The 15,792-nt window shown below is 62.4% G+C and carries 14 protein-coding genes; 3 read left to right on the forward strand and 11 right to left on the reverse strand.

The genetic code is table 11. From position 1 onward, the window contains the following. Positions 1-9 precede the first annotated feature (9 nt). Both AB4Y31_RS20395 and AB4Y31_RS20400 read right to left on the reverse strand, forming a co-directional pair. A complete protein-coding gene (locus AB4Y31_RS20395; protein WP_368675510.1) occupies positions 10-1,008 on the reverse strand; it encodes a 2Fe-2S iron-sulfur cluster-binding protein in 999 nt (332 codons plus the stop codon). Positions 1,009-1,108: 100 nt separating this feature from the next. Beyond that, positions 1,109-2,647: a Rieske 2Fe-2S domain-containing protein gene (locus AB4Y31_RS20400; protein WP_368675511.1), complete on the reverse strand. Its 1,539-nt coding sequence runs from the start codon at positions 2,645-2,647 to the stop codon at positions 1,109-1,111. A gap of 194 nt (positions 2,648-2,841) precedes the next feature. Here AB4Y31_RS20400 and AB4Y31_RS20405 point away from each other — a divergent pair, with 194 nt between their 5' ends. Then, positions 2,842-3,507 carry a GntR family transcriptional regulator gene (locus AB4Y31_RS20405; RefSeq protein ID WP_368675512.1) on the forward strand — a complete coding sequence of 222 codons (666 nt, stop codon included), beginning with the start codon at positions 2,842-2,844 and terminating at the stop codon, positions 3,505-3,507. 9 nt (positions 3,508-3,516) lie between these two features. Here the strand turns inward: AB4Y31_RS20405 and AB4Y31_RS20410 are convergent, their stop codons facing one another. Together AB4Y31_RS20410 and AB4Y31_RS20415 are read right to left on the reverse strand one after the other, a co-directional pair. After that, positions 3,517-4,830, reverse strand: a complete 1,314-nt coding sequence (locus AB4Y31_RS20410) for an MFS transporter (RefSeq protein WP_368675513.1) — start codon at positions 4,828-4,830, stop codon at positions 3,517-3,519. An 84-nt stretch (positions 4,831-4,914) separates the two neighbouring features. Continuing rightward, a complete protein-coding gene (locus AB4Y31_RS20415; protein ID WP_368675514.1) occupies positions 4,915-5,757 on the reverse strand; it encodes a class II aldolase/adducin family protein in 843 nt (280 codons plus the stop codon). A gap of 118 nt (positions 5,758-5,875) precedes the next feature. Between AB4Y31_RS20415 and AB4Y31_RS20420 the strand changes: the two genes are divergently transcribed. After that, positions 5,876-6,775, forward strand: coding sequence for a LysR substrate-binding domain-containing protein (locus AB4Y31_RS20420; protein ID WP_368675515.1), 900 nt, complete (start codon positions 5,876-5,878; stop codon positions 6,773-6,775). 30 nt (positions 6,776-6,805) lie between these two features. Here the strand turns inward: AB4Y31_RS20420 and AB4Y31_RS20425 are convergent, their stop codons facing one another. From AB4Y31_RS20425 to AB4Y31_RS20440, 4 genes are all read right to left on the reverse strand, one after another. Next, the gene (locus AB4Y31_RS20425; protein WP_368675516.1) at positions 6,806-8,152 is read right to left on the reverse strand and encodes a dicarboxylate/amino acid:cation symporter; all 1,347 of its coding nucleotides are present in this window, start codon (positions 8,150-8,152) and stop codon (positions 6,806-6,808) included. A 95-nt stretch (positions 8,153-8,247) separates the two neighbouring features. Further along, positions 8,248-8,862 carry a 3-isopropylmalate dehydratase small subunit gene (gene leuD, locus AB4Y31_RS20430; RefSeq protein WP_368675517.1) on the reverse strand — a complete coding sequence of 205 codons (615 nt, stop codon included), beginning with the start codon at positions 8,860-8,862 and terminating at the stop codon, positions 8,248-8,250. Continuing rightward, positions 8,859-10,277: a 3-isopropylmalate dehydratase large subunit gene (gene leuC / locus AB4Y31_RS20435; protein WP_368675518.1), complete on the reverse strand. Its 1,419-nt coding sequence runs from the start codon at positions 10,275-10,277 to the stop codon at positions 8,859-8,861. Before leuC ends, leuD begins: the two co-directional genes overlap by 4 nt. A gap of 3 nt (positions 10,278-10,280) precedes the next feature. Continuing rightward, positions 10,281-11,159 carry an alpha/beta fold hydrolase gene (locus tag AB4Y31_RS20440; RefSeq protein ID WP_368675519.1) on the reverse strand — a complete coding sequence of 293 codons (879 nt, stop codon included), beginning with the start codon at positions 11,157-11,159 and terminating at the stop codon, positions 10,281-10,283. A 94-nt stretch (positions 11,160-11,253) separates the two neighbouring features. Between AB4Y31_RS20440 and AB4Y31_RS20445 the strand changes: the two genes are divergently transcribed. Further along, positions 11,254-12,156 (forward strand): LysR family transcriptional regulator, encoded by a 903-nt coding sequence (locus AB4Y31_RS20445; RefSeq protein WP_368675520.1) that lies wholly within the window; start codon positions 11,254-11,256, stop codon positions 12,154-12,156. Between the two features lie 18 nt (positions 12,157-12,174). Here the strand turns inward: AB4Y31_RS20445 and pstS are convergent, their stop codons facing one another. The 3 genes from pstS to AB4Y31_RS20460 all read right to left on the reverse strand — a co-directional run bounded on the left by pstS (position 12,175) and on the right by AB4Y31_RS20460 (position 15,732). Beyond that, positions 12,175-13,308 (reverse strand): phosphate ABC transporter substrate-binding protein PstS, encoded by a 1,134-nt coding sequence (gene pstS / locus AB4Y31_RS20450; protein ID WP_368675521.1) that lies wholly within the window; start codon positions 13,306-13,308, stop codon positions 12,175-12,177. 167 nt (positions 13,309-13,475) lie between these two features. Next, positions 13,476-14,141 carry a response regulator gene (locus tag AB4Y31_RS20455; protein ID WP_368675522.1) on the reverse strand — a complete coding sequence of 222 codons (666 nt, stop codon included), beginning with the start codon at positions 14,139-14,141 and terminating at the stop codon, positions 13,476-13,478. Then, complete coding sequence (locus tag AB4Y31_RS20460) at positions 14,122-15,732, reverse strand: MASE1 domain-containing protein (protein WP_368675523.1); 1,611 nt, start codon at positions 15,730-15,732, stop codon at positions 14,122-14,124. Before AB4Y31_RS20460 ends, AB4Y31_RS20455 begins: the two co-directional genes overlap by 20 nt. Positions 15,733-15,792 lie beyond the last annotated feature (60 nt).

The raw sequence follows: 15,792 nt of genomic DNA on the forward strand, positions 1-15,792 counted from the left end.
GTAGAGGCTCTACAAATCGAGCACCAACAGTTCGCTCTTCCCGCGCGACACGCAAATCGTCAGGAAATTCCGCTGGTCGTCGCCATCGAGGATGCAATCCTGGTGCTCGACCTCTCCGGCTAAATAACGAACCTTGCACGTCGCGCATAAGCCAGCTTCGCAGGACGTTTGCACGGCAATGCCCGCAGCTTTGAGCACAGCCGCGATACTCTTGTCGACAGGAACGGGCAGGCGTTGCCCAGTGCTGGCAATTTCAACCGTAAATTCGCCGGGTGTTCGGCTCTCAGGCGCGCTCGCGCGCTCGGGCGCCTTGAAGTGCTCGCAGTGGACGGCGGCCGTCGGCCAATTCCCGCATGCCTCGGCGCACGCGCGCATGAAGCCGGCTGGTCCGCAATAGTAGACGTGCGTGCCGTCTTGCGCTTCGTCGCGCAATAGCGCTCCGATGTCGAGGCCTCGTGACGGCTCGCCCCCATCGAAGTGAAAATGCAGTCGATGCGGTTCGATCAGCGCCTTCAATTCCTCCATGAACGCGGCGCACTGGGCCTCGCGTGCGCAATAGTGAAACTCGTACTCGACATCGCCCGCGGCGGCGAGCTGATGCGCCATCGACTTCAACGGTGTCACGCCGATTCCACCTGCGAGCAGGATGATCTTGCGCGCCCCCGCCGCCAGCTCGAAGTTGTTGCGCGGATAGCTGACCCGCAGCCGATCCTGTACGTGCAGCTGCTCATGAACGGCCGTTGATCCGCCGCGGCCTTTTTCATCGCGCAGCACAGCGATGACGTAACGCCGACGATCGCCGGGCGAATTGCAGAGCGAATACTGCCGAACGATCCCGTTCGACAGATGCACGTCGATATGGGCCCCGGCCGTGAACGGCGGCAATTCGCGGCCATCCGGATCGACCAGCTCATAAGACTGGATATTGCGGCCTTCGTAACGGATCTGCCGCACAAAAAGCTCGAGTGTCGACGAGGGCGCCGTCGCGGCCTGATTACTTGCTGTCAATTGATCTCTCCTTGCGACTGGATTCTGCCCGCGCGCCATGGACCGAGGCGGCACCCAAGGGGCTTCAATGCGCTGGCCCAATGAGTGCCGCGTATCGCTCTCACTTGCGCGCCGACTTCTCGAGTTCCTCCATCTTTGCGCGCACGAACGCCGCCCGCTCTTCGCCCTTCAAGCGATCGCTCTCCGTGAGAATCGCGACCACCGCTTTTGAAATGCGGCGGCGTTGCGCGACCTCCTCTTCGACGGTCGCTCCCTCGGGAATCTCGAAGACATTGCCCGAGCAATAGCTGTTCGGCGTTGCGCCGACATCGCGCAGCCACTGCGCGAACTCGGCGGGACCCGCGGCCGGATTCGTGCCGCGCACGGCATCGCGCAACATTTTGCGGAACAGATACAGCCCTGCGTCGAACTTGGTGGGATGCTCGAGCGAATGGACGGCGATCGGGCGCTGACTGATGATTGCCTCGTAATCGCCCGGTGCATACTGCGCGTCCTTATAGTTGGCACGCTCTCGATGGTTCGGCGGAATCGGCGGCATGTCCTCGAGCTTGTACTTGCCGAAGCGCTCGGGCCTGCGCATCGCCACCTGTCCCTCGAGGAAGTCGATCGTTTCATAGCCGACCAGTTCCTTGTTGCCGACGCCGCGCGTGTCGATCCCCGGCCCCATCACGCGCCAGCCGATCATCTTGCTGTTCTCGTCGTCGACAGGCACCGTCCAGCGGATCATATGGAAACGGCTGAACAGCTTCTTGTTCAAGCCATCTTCGGATGTGTACGCGTGCAGGCTCAGATTCGGCAGAACCTGGTGCTGCACGCGAACGAACAGATGATCCTTGTCGGCCCGACGTGCGCCCGCGCAAGCAAGACTACGGCCTTGCTGCACGGGGATGAACTGCATGTCGGGCGGCACTTCCATCGAGGCGGCGCCCACTTCGTCGAACGTCGTGCCCTGGTAATGGCCATCGACCACGTTCTTGCCGGCGTGCAGGGCGGCCGTGTGGTAGTTGTCGGCCGCATTGTCCTGAACCTGCAGCCAGTTGCAGTGCTGGAAGTTGCTGTAGGGCACGAGTTCGTCCGTCGGCAGCACCGTGAAATTGCCCTCCCACTCGGGGAACGGCGGTTCTTCGTCCGGCGGCCCCATGTAGGCGAACACGAGCCCGTTACGCTCGACGGCCTTATAGGCGCCTTGACGGATCGAGCATGCGTATTTCTCCGCTTCCGCCTCTTCGCCCTTGGGGAATGGCGCGTGAAGGCAGGTTCCGTCGACATCGAACACCATCCCGTGATAGCAGCACTGGATGCCGCGCTCCTCGATCGCGCCATACTCGAGCGAGGCGCCTCGATGCACGCAATGCGCGTGCAATACGCCGACGCGCCCGCTGCCATCGCGGAACGCGACCAGTTCCTCGCTCAGGATCTTCAGGAAGCGCGGCGTATCGGTCAGCTCCATCGACATGCAGATAGGGTGCCAAAAACGGCGCATGTATTCGCCCATTGGCGTGCCGGGGCCCGTCTCGGTCAACTCGACGTCGTGCCCCGGCACCTTGTTCGTGTAGTAGCCGCCGTACGGGATCAGCTTTTTCACCACCGCGCCGCCTGCACTGCTGCCCTTTTCCATCTGCTCCGACTTGATTGTCATGACCGCTCCTCGTGACTGTGTGAACGAAGACATCCCTATTGCCGCTGCGACTTAGATGTCTGAGTACGGATACCGAACTCTGTATACAGAGATTAAGCGAACGCTGAGGGCAGGCCAATATGGGTTTACGCGTACGCTTGACGTCTTAGCAATGCGCTTGTAGTCTGTATCCAAAGCACAGAGGCACTTTGCTCATGACGCTCAAGTTCGAAAAAATTCAGACGCGCCCCGACTACGTCGACGAGGTGTATCGGGTGTTGGCAGACGCGATCAGCGACGGATCGCTCGCGCCCGGCACGCGTTTGACGCAGGAAGAGATCGCGGAACAGTTCGCCGTCTCGCGCTCGCCCGTGTTGCAGGCGTTGCGCCTGCTCAAGAAGGACGGACTCGTGCAAGACGCGCCGGGGCGTGGCGTACTAGTGGCGCCGCTCGACGTCGAGCGGACCAGCCAGCTCTATCAGGTGCGCGGCGCGCTCGATGCGCTCGCGGCGAAGCTCGCCGCGGAGCGCGGCGCGATCATCGACAATGCGCTCATCATGCGCGGGCGGCTCGTTTCGAAGGGCAAGGACGTCAAGGCGATGATCGATGCCGACATCGCATTTCACCAGGCCATTTATGAAGCGTCAGGCAATCCGCTGATTGTCGAGAGCGCGCAATTGCATTGGGTGCATTTGCGGCGCGTGATGGGTGCCGTGCTGCAATCGTCGCGGCTGCGCGATTCGATTTGGGACGAGCATCAGGCGATCGCTGAGGCAATCGCAGCGCGCGATCCGGCGCGCGCGGCCGAGCTGACCGAACTGCATGCGAGCCGCGCCCGCCAGAATCTGGTCGCGCGGCTCGGCGAGATTCTGACAGCGTAGAAGCTTCGATCAACCGCGCCGCACGCGATGATTGACATGAGCACGGCGCAACGTCAGCGTCAGCACGCTGCCGACCACCATGCTGGCGGCGATGCCAACGACCCCACTCCCCGTCGAACCTGTCGACGTCTGCAGCCAACCGATCAGATACGGGCTCACCACGCCGGAGATCGAGCCGACCGAATTCGCCAGCGCAATCCCGCCGGCGGCGGCCGTACCTTGAAGCACGGCGGGCGGCACGGTCCAGAACTGCGAGATCGTGGTGATGACGCCCATCGTGCCGACCGTCAGCGCGATCATCGCGATCACTGTATCGTGCGCATAGACGACGCTCGCGCAGAGCGCCAGCGCGCCCACGACACCCGGAACGGCAAGGTGCCAGCGGCGCTCGCCATGGCGGTCCGAGCTTCGTCCGACGGCTACCATCGTGATTGCCGCGGCCGCATACGGTACCGCCGACAGCAAGCCGATGTTCAACGTGCCCGAGACGCCCGATGCCTTCACGAGCGACGGCAGCCAGAAGCTCACGCCGTATAGCCCCATCGTGAAGAAGAAGTAGATCGCCGACAACAAGAGCACGCGCGGGCTCGCGAGACCGTCGCGCAACGAGTGCAGCTTGTGATGACCGGCTTCCGCCTGCAAATCCGCTTCGATCGTCGCTTGCTCGTCCGTGGTCAGCCAGCGCGCACCCGAGACCTTGTCGTCCAGATAGAAGAATGCAACGACACCGACGATCATTGTCGGTATGCCTTCGAGCAGGAACAACCACTGCCATCCCGCGAGGCCATGCGTGCCGCTCATCGAATGCATGATCCAACCGGACAGCGGACCGCCGAGCACGCCGGACATCGGGATACCCGTCATGAACAGCGCCGTGACCTTGCTGCGCCGGCCCGCCGGAAACCAGTAGGTCAGGTAGAGCAGGATCGCGGGAAAGAAGCCCGCCTCGGCCACGCCGAGCAGGAAGCGCACGACGTAGAACTGCGTCGGAGTCGATACGAACATCATCGCCGCAGAAATCACACCCCACGTCACCATGATCCGCGCGATCCATCGCCGCGCCCCGACTTTGAGCAGGAGGAGGTTGCTGGGCACTTCGAAAAGCAGATAGCCGACGAAGAAAATCCCCGCGCCGAGTCCATAGACCGCGTCGCTCATCCCCAAATCCTGGAGCATCTGCAGCTTCGCGAAGCTGACGTTGATGCGATCGAGATAAGCGCACAGATAGCAAAAGAACAAAAACGGAATCAAGCGCCATGCGACCTTCGCATAGGTGCCTGCTTCCAGACGTTGCAGATACACGTCCTGGCTGATCGAACTCATGAGGATGTCTCCGTCGTGTAATGATTCGTTGCGGCAGGCGCGCACCTCGCGCTGCCCGCCGCGCAGTGACGCGATGCCCGGCGCTCAGTCGAACATATCGGGCTGCGTGTTCACGAGCTCGTTCCAGATGGTCTGGAAGTGCAACCATCCGATGTACTCGCTGCCGACATGCTCGCGGCTGTAGCGGGCACGCTCTTCGGTCACGAAGCGCGGCTTGATGCCGCTGGCTTCGATCATCAGCTGCTGTCGGCAGCAGCGTTCGAGCGCGATGAACCAGAACGCGGCGGACTCGATGCTGTGCCGGCTTGCCGTCAACAGGCCATGATTTTGGTGAATCGCCGCCTTGACGCCCCGGAATGCATGCGCGACCTTGTGGCCCGCCTTCACCTCGACGGCAACCTGCCCGGCTTCCTCGCCGATGACGACGTGGTCTTCGAAGAACGCGGCGGCGTCCTGACTGATGGGATCGAGTTTCCTGCCGAGCGACGCGAACGCGGTGCCGTACACGGTATGCGCGTGACACATCGCGACGATGTCCTGGTGCATCTCGTGAACCGCCGCATGCAGCACGAAACCGGCGCGATTGATCGCGTATTCGCCTTCGACGACGTTGCCTTCGTGGTCCGCGCAAATGAGATTGGAAACTTTGACCTGAGAGAAATGCACGGCCATCGGATTCGTCCAATAAAGGCCGGGATTCTCCGGGTCGCGCACGGTCAGGTGGCCGGCGAAGCCGTAATCGAATCCCTGCAGTGCGAACGCACGGCACGCGCCGACGAGTCGTTCCTTCAGGTGCTGCCTGTGCTCTGCATGGCTTTCGAACACCGGCAATTGCGGAAAGATCAGACCTTCTTGCTCAGGCTGATAGATCGAGACGCGGCCTTTCAGATCGATCGCTTTCGATGGGGCTTCCATCACTTCGGACATGTCGGCTCCTTTGAACATGTGGACATTGGGTAGGCACATGGTCGTCCGGAGCCAACCGCGTTGACAAACGATGGTTGTTCATGAAAGCATGAATTGCATTCACCTATCAGGGAAAAGCATGAGGCGAATGCCGAATTTCGTGCTGCTGCGCGCGTTCGAAGCAGCCGCACGGCTCGAGAGCTTCGCGCTCGCCGCGCAGGAGCTGCATCTGACGCCTTCGGCGATCAGTCACCAGGTGAAGGAGCTCGAGGAATATTTCGGCCGCGCGCTGTTCTTGCGCCGCAACCGGCGCATCGAGCCCACGCCCGAGGCAGTGCGGCTACTGGAAACGCTGACCCGGGTATTCGATGCGGTGGAAGCCGCTTGCAGCGAAGTGACGCTCGCGCCCAACGCACAGGTACTCGTCGTTCATTGCGCGCCGAGCTTTGCGGTCAAGTGGCTAGGGCCTAAGCTGCCCGAGTTCAATCGAGCTCACCCACACATCACCATTCGTCTGTCGACAGGCGCCGAACCGCTCGACCTCACGCGCGTTCAGGAAGTCGACATCGAGATTTCGTATGGCAGTGCACTCGATCGCCCCGGCGTCGAAACGATTCCGCTCGGGCGCGAAGCGATCGTGCCGCTCTGCTCTCCCGCTTTGCTCGACGATGAAATGCCCGCTGCGCGACGCATGAGCGCGCTGACGCTGATCGATACACAGCTTAGCCGCATTACCTGGTCCGACTGGTTCGCGGCTAACGGGCTCGAGATGCCGGCAACGCCTCGCCCTTCGTTCGATCGCGCGGCGCTCGGTATCTCTGCCGCGGCCGACGGCATGGGCGTCGTGCTCGAAAGCACGCGGCTCGCCGAACGCGAGATTGCGCGCGGCGATCTTGTCGAAATACGCAGCGACGCGTTCGTGCGCTTCGCACGGGAAACGCACTTTCTTTCCTACCGAAAAAACGAATCCCGCGTTGAGAAAGTTGCGGCGTTCAGGCAGTGGCTGTTGACGCGCGCGGGCGTCCGAGCCGAAGACTGACGGGAATAAAACTGCGTTGATCCATTCCGACTAGTCCCTGGCGAGAGAGGCCTTTCGATCCGAAGCGCTCGCTTCGAGAACGCTCGCCGGTCTCGAGTCGACACGGCCTCGTTCGAGATCGGCCGGGCTCAACGCCACGGCGAGCTTCTTCCGATCGAGACCGCCTTCCCAGGCCGACACGACGATCGACGCAACGCCATTGCCGACGATATTCGTCAGCGCCCGGCACTCCGACATGAATCGGTCGATGCCGAGGATCAGCACCATGGCGCTGACAGGCACCGTCGGCACGACCGACAGGCTCGCGGCGAGGGTGATGAAACCCGCGCCCGTCACCCCCGTCGATCCCTTGGAGGTCAGCATCGTGACGAGCAATAGCGTGACCTCCTGCGCCAGCGTCAAATGCGTATTCGTCGCCTGCGCGAGAAAAAGCACTGCCAATGTCATATAGATATTGGTGCCGTCGAGGTTGAACGAATACCCGGTTGGCACGACGAGCCCGACGACACCACGTGGGCAACCGAGCCGCTCGAGCTTGTCCATCAATTGAGGCAGCGCCGCCTCGGACGTCGACGTGCCGAGCACGATCAGCAGCTCGTCGCGGATATACGCGAGAAATCGCCATAGGCTGAAGCCGCACAAACGCGCGATGGTGCCCAGCACGATTGCGACGAACAAAAACGCGGTGAGGTAGAACACGCCGATAAGCTTGAGCATCGGCAGCAGTGAGACGATGCCATAGCGGCCGATCGTGAACGCCATCGCACCGAAGGCGCCGATCGGCGCGAGACTGGTAATCATCCTCACGATCCGAAAGAACGCTTTCGATAACGTCTCGATCAATTGCGTCACGGGCGCGGCTGGCTCGCCAAGCAGCGCGAGTGCAGTCCCGAACAGCATGGCGATCAGCAGCACAGGCAGGATATCGCCCTGAACCAACGCGCCGAGAAACGTATCCGGTATCACATGCGCGATGAAGCCTACGATACCGTCACCGTGCGCGGCCTGCGCCGCATAGCCCTTGACCGCGCTCGCGTCGAGCGTGGCCGGATCGACGTTGAAGCCCGCGCCGGGCGAAAGCAGATGCGCGGCAAGCAAGCCGATCGCCAGTGCGAGCGTCGACGCGAATTCGAAATAGAGCAACGCCTTGCCGCCGACGCGCCCGACTTTCCTCATGTCCTGCATGCCGGCGATACCCGTGACCACCGTACAGAAAATCACCGGGCCGATGATCATGCGCACGAGCTTGATGAAGAGATCTCCGAGCGGCTTTAAAGCGACGGCAACCTGGGGCGCGAAGTGCCCGAGCGCCACGCCGGCAACGATGGCCGCCAGCACCTGCACATATAGGACGGTATAGAACGGCTTGCGTTTCATGTCTCCTCCATTTTTAGAGGCAAAGCGATGCTCCCCCTTCTTCTCGCGGAAGGGAATCGGCATTGCGGATTGCGAGAATATCGGCGCGGTGGCGCTTACATCACCTGTGCCCAGGGATGCCGCGTGAAGTGCGCGCGTTCGAACGATTCGATGTCGGCAAGCGACGCGAGCGTGAGATCGACCGCGTCCATACCGTCGATCACCATGCGCTTGTGACGCGCGCCGATGGGATAGGTGTAGGTGCTGCCTGAGGCCGACCTCACGGTCTGGCTTTCGAGATCGATCAGCAACGACGCACCGGGCGTCCGGGTCGCTTCACGTACCAGCGCATGGACGGCGTCGCGTTCCAATTGGACGAGAAGCAGGCGGTTGTTCATCGCGTTCGAGTAGAAGATCTCCGCAAAACTCGGCGCGATCACAGCGTCGAAGCCGAACTGCTGCAGCCCCCACACTGCGTGCTCGCGGCTCGATCCGCAGCCGAAATTCGCCCCGCCGAGCAGAATGCGCGCGTTCGCGTAAGCGGACTTATTGAGCACGCAGTCCGCGCGGGGCGCGGCACATTCGTCGAAACGCAAGTCGTAGAGCAAGCCATCCGCGAGACCGGCCTTGTCGATGATGCGCAAAAACTGCTTGGGCATGATCTGGTCGGTATCGAGATTGTCGATGGGCAGCGGCACCGCGCTGCCTTCAATGGTCGTCAGTCGCTTCATGATGCGTGGGCCTCGAGCGTGCGGACATCGGTGATGCGGCCGGTTATCGCGGCGGCCGCCGCCATTGCCGGGCTCATCAGATGGGTGCGGCCGCCGCGTCCCTGGCGGCCTTCGAAGTTGCGGTTGGTTGTCGACGCGCAGCGCTCGCCGGGTGCCAGCACGTCGTCGTTCATTGCAAGGCACATCGAGCAGCCCGGTTCGCGCCATTCGAAGCCTGCCTCGATCAGCGTCTCAGCAATGCCTTCCTGAACGGCTGCGCGGCGCACGCTGCCGGAGCCCGGCACCACCATCGCTCGCACGCCCTCAGCCACGCGCTTGCCCCGCACGATGGCGGCGACCGTGCGCAGATCCTCGATGCGCCCGTTCGTGCACGAACCGATGAAGACACGGTCGATGCGCGTGCCCGCGAGCGGCCGGTTGGCTTCGAGTCCCATGTAAACGAGCGCGCGTCGCAGCGATGCGGCCGCTTCGGGGCTTGGCTGCGCCGCTTCATCGGGAATCGGCTCGTCGATCGCGATGGCCTGATCCGGACTCGTTCCCCAGGTGACGAAGGGCGCAATGTGGCGCGCGTCGAACCGGTGCTCGACGTCGAAGTGCGCATCGGCGTCGGAGTAAAGGCCGCGCCAGTCGTCTACCGCTGCTCGCCACGCTGCTTCATCGAGCGAAGGCGTGTGAGCGCGCACATAGTCGAAAGTCGTCTCGTCGGGCGCAATCAGCGCGGCCCGTGCGCCGGCTTCGACCGTCATATTGCAAAGCGTCATGCGCGCTTCAGCGGAAAGCGAAGCGATCGTCGATCCTCGGAACTCGACCGCGTAGCCGCGTGCCCCTTGTGCGCCGATGCGGCTGATCAGCCATATGACGATGTCCTTCGCCGATGTGCCGTAAGGCAGCGCACCATCGATCGTGATGCGCATGGTTCGCGCGAGCCGATAGACAAGCGTTTGCGTCGCCAGCACGTGCTCGACCTCCGAAGTCCCGATGCCGAAGCCGAGCGCTCCGAGCGCGCCGTACGTCGTCGTATGGCTGTCGCCGCAAAGCACGACCATGCCGGGGCGGATCAGCCCGAGTTCCGGCGCGACGATGTGCTCGATGCCTTGCAGTGGATCGTTCGCGGCGAAAAGACGGATGCCGGCGCGCTCGCAATTGCGGGCGAGGTTGTCCGCCTGCACGAGCGACGCCGCATCGCGAATGACGCGCGGCGATTCCGCATGTGTCGGAATAATGTGGCTCACGACCGCAAGCTGCTGGCGCGGACGGCGCACCGTGCGGCCGCGAGCATCGAGCGCGCTGAAAGCTTGCGGGCTCGTGTACTCGTTCATCAGATGCAGATCGACGTACAGCAAGACGTTCTCGCCATCGATACGCGATACCACGTGCGAATCGACGAGCTTTTGGTAAAGGGTTCGGTTGGGCATACGTTACTGGGTCAGAAAGGGCAATACACGGTCGAGCAGCAGTTGCGGCGCTTCTTCGGGAATGTAGTGACCGCAGGGCAGCGACTCGCCCTGCACTTGGGGTGCATAGGCCCGCCACTCGGCGAGCGGATCGAAGCATTGCTCGATGACGCCCTGCGCACCCCATAAGGCCATGAACGGACAGGCGATACGTTGAGCTGCATCGAGCGTGGCACGGTCGTGCTCGAGGTCGATCGTGATGCTGGCGCGGTAGTCCTCGCAGATGCCGTGCGCCGTGTCGGGATCCGACAGGCAGCGCAGATATTCCGCATAGGCTTCCGCCGTGAACGGCGCGAGGCCCGCGCTGCGCGCGCCGATGGTCTGTTTGAGGTAGAGGTCCGGGTCGGCGCGAATCAGCGTTTCCGGAAACGGCGCGGGTCGCACCAGCATGAACCAGTGCCAATAGGCGCGCGCGAATGCAAACGACGTTTGCTCGTACATGGCGAGTGTCGGCGCGACATCGAGCGTGACGAGCCGCGTCACCGCGGCGGGATGATCGAGCGCCATGCGTGCGCCGACGCGCCCGCCGCGGTCGTGACCGATTACCGCGAACGACTCATAGCCGAGACTCCGCATGAGTTCGACTTGATCTTGCGCCATGCGCCGCTTCGAATAGTTCGAGTGGTCGGCGGCGCCGGAAGGCTTGCCGCTGTCGCCGTACCCGCGCAAGTCGGCGGCGACCACGGTGAAACGTTGCGCGAGCGCGGGCGCGACCTTGTGCCAGATCACGTGCGTCTGCGGATGCCCGTGCAGCAGCAGAAGCGCCGGGCCGTGCCCGCCCTTGATCGCGTGAATGGTGATGCCGTCGACGGTCGCCGATGCATCGCTGAAGCCTTCGAACATGCTTGTCTCCCAAAGTGGGTTCGAGTCTAATTGATGACGCATGCGATTGGGTTTCCAAGAAAGCAATCCGATCGTAACTTATGGGAACGAATCAATGGACGGCTTCTCCGATTTGAATGTGTTCGCGCTCGTGGCGCGACATCGCAATCTTGCCGCCGCCGCTCGGGAATTGGGCGTGACCCCGCCCGCCGTCAGCAAGCGGCTCGCGCAGCTCGAGCGGCGCCTCGGCGTGCGCCTGATGAACCGCACGACGCGGCGTCTGAGCCTCACGCCAGAAGGCGAGCTGTATTTGTCGAGCGGCTCACGCATTCTCGACGAACTCACGGAGTTGGAGCAGCTAGTCGCCCGCAGTCGGGGCGAACCGACTGGCCTGCTGCGGGTGAATGCGTCGTTCGGATTCGGGCGTGCGCGTATCGCGCCGGCGGTGTCGGAGTTCGTCGCGCGCTTTCCCGCGATGAAGATCCAGCTACAGCTCACCGATCGGCCGATGAGTCTTCAGGAAGAAGGCTTCGATGTTGGCATTCGCTTTGGCGAAGTACCCGATGCGCGCGTCAATGCCCGCTTGCTGCTGGAGAATCGGCGCATCGTGTGTGCGTCGCCCGCTTATGTCGCGCGGCATGGCAAGCCTTCAGTGCCGCACGATCTGACTCGCCACGCGTGCATCGTGCTGCGCGAGAACGATTCGGCTTATGGCACTTGGCACTTTTCCCGCGGCAAGCGCGCGGAGACGATCAAAGTCGATGGGGCGTTGTCGAGCAACGACGGTGGCGTGGTCCTGCAGTGGGCGCTCGAAGGGCGCGGCATCGTCGTGCGGTCGCAGTGGGAAATCCAGGGCCATCTCGAGGAGGGAAAACTGATACCTTTGCTCGAGGATTGGTCGCTGCCGAATGCGAACATCCACGCAATCTATCTGGAGCGAAATCAGCTTTCGGTCAAGCTCAGGACGTTCGTGGATTTCCTCGGCGAGTATTTGCGCGCCTCCGCGAAACCGCGGTGACACCCCTGCACATTTCGATTAGTGGCGCCTGGGCGAGACACGCGCGACGACGCTGGTGCTTTGCCCGTTGTCCATTCTCTGCGCCCAATACACTTCGATTTGTTGCACCAACTCCAGAGGCGGCGTGCCGTAATTTTCAACCGCCGCTTCTGTTCGGCCCTCGATGAGAGCCCAATGGAAAAGCGCAAGCACCGCTGCCGCGCCAGCTTTGTCCTTCGCATCGGCCTGCAGCAAGACGAATACGACGCCGGGAATCGGCCACGCCCGATCGCTGGACGGATTGGTGACGGTCTGGTAGAAATCGTCCTCGCGTCCCCACGCCACCGTTTCCACCGCTGCCTTGAAACTCGCGGCCGAGGGCCCGACGAACGCGCCGCTTCTGTTCTGGACGATCGCATAGGCCAAGTGCGCGGGCGCGGCGTAGGCCAGTTCGACATAACCGATTGCGCCCTTGATCTGCTTCACATAGGCGGCGACGAGCTGATTGCTCGTGGCGCTGCTCCCCACCGGCCACTTGACCGTCAGGCCGCGGCCCACCTGGTCGCGCCATTGCGCGCTGACCGCGCATAAGTAGTTCGTCCAATTGAAGGTCGACCCGGAGCGATCGCCGCGATGGACCACGACGATCGGCAGATCAGGCAGCGCGAGGCCGGGATTGATCGCCTTGATGGCCGCGTCGTTCCATTTCTTGATCTTGCCCAGGTAGATATCGGCCAGCAGCGCGCCGGTCAGATGAAGCCGTCCCGCGGCAATGCCGTCGAGGTTGATCACCGGCACCAGGCCACCCGCCGCCACCGGAAACTGGATGAGGCCCGCGGCGCGCAATTCAGCCGGTGCGAGCGGCATGTCCGACGCGCCGAAATCGACCGCGCCGGCTTTCAATCGGTCGATCCCGTTTCCCGATCCAATCGCATGAAAGCTCACCTGCTGACCGGTTCTTTCGAAATAGGAAGCGGCCCACTTCTGCACCAGAGGATCGAAAAAGCTCGAACCGGCGCCCGTAATGCCGCCGGCCGCCTGTGCCGCCAGCGTGTGGCCGGCCACCAAGCAAGCAATCGCGATGCACCGACACATTGGCGATAGGCCGCGGGCGATTACGGCAATGAGCGCAAACGCCGGGACGGCAATGGTTCGCTGAATTTTGTTGTTCATTGCGGCGACCCTCATAGAGCTTTCCGGCTACGTCCGCTCATCCGACAAAAGGGTCGTGGCACGGCGGCAGGTGCCAATGACTGTATGCGCTCACTTCACGGGTATGAATAAGGCAGCAGTCTTAAAAGGGACTAAGGGATTGCCTTATTCGGTACTCGGGCAGCGCCCTATTGGCTTTCGATCCACTGAATGGCAAAGCGCATCAACTCCTTTCCGCTATGGATATCGAGCTTTTCCTTGATGTTGGCCTGATGCGCCTCGATGGTCTTTACGCTGCGATTCAGTTTCTCGGCGATTTGGCGCGCGCTGAAGCCGAGCCCGATGAGGTGCAGAACCTCGAACTCGCGCTCCGAGAGGCTTGCAATCGGGCCCTTCGACCTTTCTTGAGGAATCATTAGCGCCCGCGCCAATTTCTCGTGCATGGCTGCGCTCAGATAGATATTGCCGGCCAGCACTTCGCGAACGGCGCTGACGACATGATCGGTGGCCTCCAGCTTCATCAAATACCCGTTTGCGCCGGACCGTAGAGCACGCTCGGCAAAGAGGCTCTCGTCGTGCATGCTGAGGACCAGGATCGGCAAGTTCGGGTGCCGATGACGAAGGGTCTTCACCAGGTCCAGTCCGGAGTCCGATTGCAGACTGATGTCGACGATGGCAATGTCAGGCTGGCAGGCCATCGCCGCCAAGGCTTCCTCGGTGCTGGCGGCCGCAAAACAGACGTGCAGATCTCCTTGCAGATTCAGCAAATGCCTCATCCCTTCCCGGATGATGGGGTGATCGTCGACGATCAGGACCCGAGTCTCAGAGCCAGGGCTAGACGATTTCGCGTGCACGGCCGAGGCCCTCCAATAGCGGGTAGCTGATAGCGACCGTGGTACCGCCCCAAACATTGCGCGTCACGGTGCAACAGCCGCCTAGAAGGCTTGCCCGGTGACGCAGATTGTGAAGCCCCAGTCCCGAGACGCGCTCCATCTCTTCGAGCCCGACGCCGACCCCATCGTCGCTGATTGAAAGCGTCTGCTTCCCGTCCGCTCGGCCCAGGTCGATCCAGATTCGACGGCCGCGGCTATATTTCAGCGCGTTGTTGACGGCCTCCTGTGCCGCACGGTACAGGTTGTTTTGCATCAGCGGATCCGGCAAATCCACGTTCGGCGAGATTTGCAGCACGCAATCCACGCCGTTGAGCGTGCGAGCCGTCTCCGCCAGCCACTGCAACGCAGCCGCGAGCCCACCGTATTCCATGGCAACCGGATCGAGGCCATGGGCAATCCTGCGCGTCATCAGGGACGCCTGCTTCACCAATTCGACGATGATGCCCGTATCGTCAGCTGCGGAGTGGCCTTGCGTTCGCAGTTTTTGATTGAGGGCGGCGCAGTAGAGGCCCAGGCTGGTCAGATGTTGCCCAAGTCCATCGTGCAGTTCCCGGCCCATCGCCCTGCGCTGCTCATCGCCGATCCGAATCAGCTCTCCCTCCAGCAAACGGCGCTGTGCCATCTCCTCCTTCAATTCGCTGTTCGTCTTCTCCAAGTCCCGGGTACGCTCCTGGACTCGCCGTTCCAGTTCGATATGTGACGCCCGCAGCAAACTATGGACACGCCGTTCCTGAGCGCGTGCCGCCACGAGAAGCAGTCCGGTTACCGCCACCACGTTAGCGAAGGTGCACCATCTCACGAGGCTGTCTACCGGAGATTGCGCCGCGAAGGGCCCTGTGCCGTGAGTCGTGCCCCAGATGGCGACTACGCAAACCATCAAGGTAGCGATGGTGGTGCCCAACCGATCGAAGCGCAGCGCCGCCCAGATAATGAACGGAAAGATCGCGAGGGCCGCGGGATAGTAGCCGTGCCCCGCGAGTTGCGGGGCGCCGAAGATCAGATAGCTGACCCAGAAGGTCCCAACGGTCAGCACGCACGCCTCTATCGTGTGCCCCGGGGAGCGAAGAGCGTTCGAATAGGCAAGGCAGTTGAAGAGCGGCGGGGCCACGACCAGAACGCCCATCATGTCGCCGAGCCACCATTTTAGGAAGGCCGCGCCGTACGCGTCGACCTGCACCAAGCCCACGTGGAGTAAGGCCGTCGCGCCAATCAGCGCGCTGATTGCCGTACTCAGCACCGCCGCCAGGCCGACGAAGGCCAACACGTCGCTGATGCGATCGAGACTGATCCGAAATCGAGCCAGACGCTTCAACGAGATCGCCGCCGTCAACGTTCCTACCATTGAGCCGACGCCAATCACAGCAGCCACAGGTACGGGCACGCCCACGGACACGTTGGCCAGAAATGAGCCTATGGCAATTCCGGGGGCTGCCGCGACGCCTAGAGCGAAGAGCGCCACCAGAGCGATGCCGCTCGAAGGCCAAACGAGAGAGATCGCGCCGCCCACGACCGCATAAGCAAGCCCTACCCTTGCACCCGCGTAGTACGCCAATGCAACGATCCCGGCGTACGAGACGAGGCGAAACCTGGAATTGCCACGAATGGTAACCAT

The sequence above is a fragment of the Trinickia sp. EG282A genome, from assembly GCF_040965455.1.
GTDB classification, from domain to species: Bacteria; Pseudomonadota; Gammaproteobacteria; order Burkholderiales; family Burkholderiaceae; genus Trinickia; species Trinickia symbiotica.

What these genes read in the sequence shown, in the direction of transcription:
- AB4Y31_RS20415 (WP_368675514.1), bottom strand. Translation starts at nt 5,757, where the DNA reads ATGTCCGAAGTGATGGAAGCCCCATCGAAAGCGATCGATCTGAAAGGC.
- leuC (WP_368675518.1), bottom strand. Translation starts at nt 10,277, where the DNA reads ATGCCCAACCGAACCCTTTACCAAAAGCTCGTCGATTCGCACGTGGTA.
- pstS (WP_368675521.1), bottom strand. Translation starts at nt 13,308, where the DNA reads ATGAACAACAAAATTCAGCGAACCATTGCCGTCCCGGCGTTTGCGCTC.
- AB4Y31_RS20400 (WP_368675511.1), bottom strand. Translation starts at nt 2,647, where the DNA reads ATGACAATCAAGTCGGAGCAGATGGAAAAGGGCAGCAGTGCAGGCGGC.
- AB4Y31_RS20420 (WP_368675515.1), top strand. Translation starts at nt 5,876, where the DNA reads ATGAGGCGAATGCCGAATTTCGTGCTGCTGCGCGCGTTCGAAGCAGCC.
- AB4Y31_RS20425 (WP_368675516.1), bottom strand. Translation starts at nt 8,152, where the DNA reads ATGAAACGCAAGCCGTTCTATACCGTCCTATATGTGCAGGTGCTGGCG.
- AB4Y31_RS20405 (WP_368675512.1), top strand. Translation starts at nt 2,842, where the DNA reads ATGACGCTCAAGTTCGAAAAAATTCAGACGCGCCCCGACTACGTCGAC.
- AB4Y31_RS20410 (WP_368675513.1), bottom strand. Translation starts at nt 4,830, where the DNA reads ATGAGTTCGATCAGCCAGGACGTGTATCTGCAACGTCTGGAAGCAGGC.
- AB4Y31_RS20440 (WP_368675519.1), bottom strand. Translation starts at nt 11,159, where the DNA reads ATGTTCGAAGGCTTCAGCGATGCATCGGCGACCGTCGACGGCATCACC.
- AB4Y31_RS20445 (WP_368675520.1), top strand. Translation starts at nt 11,254, where the DNA reads ATGGACGGCTTCTCCGATTTGAATGTGTTCGCGCTCGTGGCGCGACAT.
- leuD (WP_368675517.1), bottom strand. Translation starts at nt 8,862, where the DNA reads ATGAAGCGACTGACGACCATTGAAGGCAGCGCGGTGCCGCTGCCCATC.